The sequence below is a fragment of the Streptomyces monashensis genome (assembly GCF_001866665.1).
In the GTDB taxonomy this organism is placed as follows: Bacteria; Actinomycetota; Actinomycetes; order Streptomycetales; family Streptomycetaceae; genus Streptomyces; species Streptomyces monashensis.
This window is the reverse complement of sequence record NZ_MLYO01000140.1, coordinates 1-3,951: the sequence shown is the minus strand read 5'-3', so window position 1 is coordinate 3,951 and position 3,951 is coordinate 1. Positions and strand designations below refer to the sequence as shown.

Genomic DNA, 3,951 nt, shown 5'->3' with positions numbered 1-3,951 from the left:
AGCCGCATCCAACGCGTCCTGCACCACCCGCTGCTGGGACGGGCCGTTCGGCGCCGTCAACCCCTGACTGCGGCCGTCCTGGTTCACCGCGGAACCACGGACCACCGCCAGCACCCGGTCCCCGTCCCGCTCCGCCGCCGACAACGGCTTGAGCACCAGAACACCCGCACCCTCGGACCAACCCGCCCCGTCAGCACGCGCCGAGAACGACTTGCACCGCCCGTCCGCGGCCATCCCCTTGAGCCGCGAGAACTCCACGAACAGAGCAGGCGTGTTCATCACCGTGACACCGCCGACGAGCGCGAGTTCACACTCGCCCTGGCGCAGCGCCTGCACCGCCAGATGCAACGCCACAAGGGACGAGGAGCACGCCGTGTCAATCGTCACCGCGGGCCCCTGAAGACCCAACGTGTACGACACACGACCAGACACCACACTGGAGGCCTTGCCGGTGTTCACGTACCCGTCGAACGCTTCCAGGTCCCGTCCCATGTCTCCGTAGTCGGAGCTCATCGTGCCGAGGTAGACACCGGTACGAGTGCCGCTCAGGGAGCCGGGGCGGATGCCGGCGCGCTCCAGCGCCTCCCACGACGTCTCCAGCACCAGCCGCTGCTGCGGGTCCATCGACAGCGCCTCACGCGGCGAGATCCCGAAGAACGACGGATCAAAACCCTCCACACCCTCGACGAACCCACCCTCACGCGCATAACTCTTACCGACCGCCTCCGGATCCGGATCGAACAGATCCAGCCCCCGCCACCGCTCCGGCAGACCACCCACCGCATCCCCACCCGAGACCAACAACTCCCAAAAAGCCTCCGGTGTGTCAATCCCACCGGGAAGACGGCACGCCATCGACACCACGGCGATCGGCTCGTACTGACGTGCCTGCCGGGCCTCCAGATCCGCCGCACGCTTCTGCAGCGCGCGAATCGCAGGGAGCGCGGCTTCCATCCGGTCCTGGTTAGAAATCGACACCTTCGAGCCTCTCTGCACGGCCACCGCGAGCGATCCGCGTCCCGAAGGGACACGGCAGGGGACTCCACCAGCCAACCGGCCGCTGCTCGAGCGCCGGTTGACGTCGCCTGGACACCGAAGTCCCCGGTCCGGGGACCGGACCGGGGACTTCGGTGGTGCGGGCGGTGGCTTCGATCGCCGGGTCAGCCGAGGTCGAGCCCCGATGCCTCGAGGAGCGCGTTCAGTTCGGCGTTGATGTCGTCGACGGACCGTTCGTCCTCGCCCGTCACCACCGTGCTGTTGCGGCTGCTGTCATCGCTGCCGCTGTGCACGTCACCCGTACCCGCGTCCCGCGCCAGTTCCACGAGGCGCTCCAGCAGACCGCTGTCGTGCAACCGGTCCGCGGTCAGGCGCTCAAGGGCCCAGCCCAGGAGGGCCTGGGGGTCGTCGGTGCCGGCGGGCTCCGAGGCGGTGGCCGTCCCGTCGGTGGCCGGCAGGTCCAGCTTGTTCAGGATGAGCCGGGCGATCGCCTCCGGCGTCGGGTGGTCGAAGGCAAGGGTCGTGGGCAGTGCGAGCCCGGTCGCAGCCGACAGGCCCCGGCGCAGTTCGACGGCCATCAGTGAGTCGAGGCCGAGCTGCTTGAGGACCTGGTCCGGGGCGAGTGCGGCGGCGGAGGCGAGGCTGAGCACGGTCGCGACCTCCGCGAGGACCACCTGTATGACCAGTTCGGTCCGGTCCTGAGCGGGTGCGGCCAGCAGCCGTTCCCGCAGTCCGCCGGGGGCCGCCGCCTCCGTGGCGCGCGCGGCCCGCTTGGCGCGGTGCCGCACCAGGGCCCGGAACAGCGCCGGCACGTCCTCGCCGCTGTCGGCGGCCCGCCGCGCCTCCCGCAGGTCGAGCCTGACGGGGACGAAGTTGTCGGCGGGGCGGGCGAGTACGGCGTCCAGGAGGGCGAGGCCCTGCTCGAAGGGGAGCGGGGCGATGCCCTGACGCCGCATCCGGTCCAGCTCCGCCGCGCCCAGGTGTGATGTCATGCCGACACCCGCCTGGTGCCACAGTCCCCAGGCGAGACTGGTGACCGGCCGACCCTGCGCGCGCCGCCGGGCGGCGAAGGCGTCGAGGTAGGCGTTGGCCGAGCCGTAGACGCTCTGTCCCGCCGTGCCGACGGTGCCGGCCGCCGAGGAGAAGAGCACGAAGGCCGCGAGGTCGAGGTCACGCGTCAACTCGTCCAGATGCCAGGCCCCTTCGGCCTTCGGGGCCATCACACGGGCGAGCCGCTCCGCGTCCTGTCCGAGGAGAACGCCGTCGTCCAGAACTCCCGCGAGGTGCAGGACCGCAGTCCACGGCCGGTCCTGAGCAGCCAGACCGAGCACCTGCGCCACGTCATCTCGCCGAGTGACATCACAGGCCACCACACGTACGCATCGAGCACCTTCTTCTTCGAGTTCGCGGACAAGTTCGGCAGCGCCGGGCGCTTCGGCGCCGCGCCGTGACGTGAGTACCAAGTGGCGCACGCCGTGGACCCTTACGAGATGCGAGGCGACCGCGCGGCCGAGCTCCCCCGTGCCACCGGTGATCAGGACGGTGCCCTCGGGGTCCAGGGTGCGCGCCGGGGCGTCGTCGTCCGCCGTGCCGGGCCGCACCAGCCGTGCCGCGAGCAACGCCCCGTTCCTGGTGGCGAGTTCGGGTTCGGTGGTGGCGGCGAGCGCCCGGGAGAGGGCACGCCGGTCCGCCTCGTCCGGGCCGAGGTCGACGATCCTGAGGCGGCGCTCGGGATGTTCGGCGCGCGCCGAGCGGACGAGGCCCCACAGCGGTGCGTACGGCAGCCCGTCCAGCTGGTCGGCCGGGCTCGCGGCGACGCTGCCCCGGGTGACCCAGACCAGCTCGGTCGCCGCGAGCCGCTCGTCCGACAGCAGCTCCTGCAGCTGCGCGAGCGCGTACGCGGCGGCCTGGTGCGCGGCCTCGGGCTCGCTGCTCAGGGGCGGCCTGCCGGTGGTGTCGACGACGATGCGGGCGGGCGGCTGCGGCATCGTGTCGAGCGCGTCGGACAGCGCCTCAGGATCGGGCAGAGCCTGGGCTCCGAGCAAGGCGGCGAGATCCCCGTTCCCGGTCAGTACGGCGTCCACGGCGCCGCCCTGGCCGTCGGGGACCGACACCGGCTTGAAGGCGAGGCGGTGCAGACCGTCGGCGCCCGTGGCCCGCGCGGCCCGCAGCTGCTGCGCGGTCGCCCGGCGCAGCAGCAGCGCGTCGACGTGCACCACGGGTTCGCCGGCCGTGTCCACAGCCCACACCCTGATCGTCTGACCGCCCTCGGCAGGCGTGACGTCGACGCGGACCCGCAGCTCGCCGCTGCCCGTCGCGTACAGCTCGACGCCGTGCCACGCGAAGGGCAGCAGGGCCCCGTCCGGTTCCTGTCGTCCACTCGCCGCGGTCACGCCCTTCAGGATGTGCAGGGCCGCGTCGGACAGGGCGGGGTGCAGGCCGTAGCCCGTCGCGGCGCTCGCGTCAGGCAGGCGCACGATCCCGTACGCGGAGTCGCCCTTGCGCCACAGCTCGGTCAGGCCGCGGAACACCGGACCGTAGTCGATGCCCTGGGCGGCGAACCTCTCGTAGAAGCCGTCGAGGTCCACCCGTTCGGTGCCGGCCACCGGCCAGTGGCGCAGTTCGGCGAAGGCGCCGGACGCGGCGGGCCTCGTGGGCGCGTCGCCCAGCGCACCGCTCGCGTGCCTGGTCCAGGCGCCGCCCGCGCCGGGACCGTTGTCGGGGCTGCTGTGGACGGAGATCGGCCGGTGGCCGTCCGGGCCCGGTGCGCCGACCGTCACCTGGATCCGTACGGCGTCGTCGATCACCAGCGGTTCGGCCAGGGTGAGTTCGGCGACCGGGCCCGCACCGATCTCGGAGGCGGCGGCCGTGACCAGCTCGAGCAGGCCGGTGCCGGGCACGATGGTCGAGCCGAAGACCGTGTGGTCGGCCAGCCACGGCTGCTCCGCCAAAGAC

Annotated in this window: 2 protein-coding genes; both read right to left on the bottom strand. The window is 72.4% G+C overall.

Annotated elements, in window-relative coordinates:
- Nucleotides 1-978: beta-ketoacyl [acyl carrier protein] synthase domain-containing protein (locus BIV23_RS44530; protein WP_245790947.1), on the bottom strand; the 978-nt coding region annotated here is incomplete at its 3' end.
- Nucleotides 979-1,160: 182 nt separating this feature from the next.
- On the bottom strand, nucleotides 1,161-3,951 hold a 2,791-nt coding region (locus tag BIV23_RS44525; RefSeq protein ID WP_143079262.1), incomplete at its 5' end, for a type I polyketide synthase.